Source organism: Sphingomonas sp. CCH15-F11, from assembly GCF_001557005.1.
Lineage (GTDB): Bacteria > Pseudomonadota > Alphaproteobacteria > Sphingomonadales > Sphingomonadaceae > Sphingomonas.
Genome location: NZ_LSKG01000154.1, coordinates 1 through 663, shown reverse-complemented (window position 1 = coordinate 663; position 663 = coordinate 1). Strand labels below are relative to the sequence as shown.

Here is a 663-nt window from a genome sequence, read left to right as displayed (position 1 = left end):
GCACGTCGCCGGCATCATCACCGCGCGCGCGGCCGGCGAGATCGAGCAGCGCGCCGTAGAGCGTCGCGCGATCGTCGTCGGTCAGCTCGACTAGTCCGGCTTTCTGGACCAGCCCGCCCAGCTCGATCAGGTGGCGCGTCCGTTCGCGGCGTTGCACGACCCAGACCCTGCTATCCGTTCGCCGTTCCGCCGCTTCCGCCCGCAGCGTCGCCGCCCGGTTCAGCCGCAGCGCCCGATCCGTCGATTGCAGCAGCGTTGCCACCTTTCCGCCCGCGCCGCTGAAAGAAGGCGGCGCCTTTCACGCGCCACGCCTCCTTCGCTTCTGTATCCTTGGACGCGACGGCATCGAGCAGCGCGCCGGCGAGCGTTTCCATGTCGAGCGCGTCCGCGCCGGTGGCGGTGACGAGCTGGCCGAGCTGTTCGATGCGACGTGCCTTGATCGCCTTGGCACGGTTCTCCAGCGCCTTCAGCTCCGCATCATAGTCGCGCACCTTGCGCATGGTGCTCTCTCCTTCCGCGTCAGGTCCACCGCAGCCTAGCAAACGAGAGCGGACAGGCAACCCACAGCCGGAACGTTCGGCAGTCAATCACAGGAGCGAAGCGAATGATGAGTGCGCGCTTATACGTCGTTGCCGACGTGCGCTCAGAAGTGCAATAAGCGGG

2 protein-coding genes are annotated in these 663 nt (G+C 67.0%); both read right to left on the bottom strand.

The genetic code is table 11. The features are described 5' to 3' along the window. Window positions 1-157, bottom strand: a 157-nt coding sequence (locus AX709_RS15865; RefSeq protein WP_066550805.1) for a conjugal transfer protein TraD, incomplete at its 3' end; no start/stop codon positions are given. A 13-nt stretch (window positions 158-170) separates the two neighbouring features. After that, window positions 171-500, bottom strand: a complete 330-nt coding sequence (locus AX709_RS15860) for a conjugal transfer protein TraD (RefSeq protein ID WP_066484508.1) — start codon at window positions 498-500, stop codon at window positions 171-173. Between the last annotated feature and the right edge of the window lie 163 nt (window positions 501-663).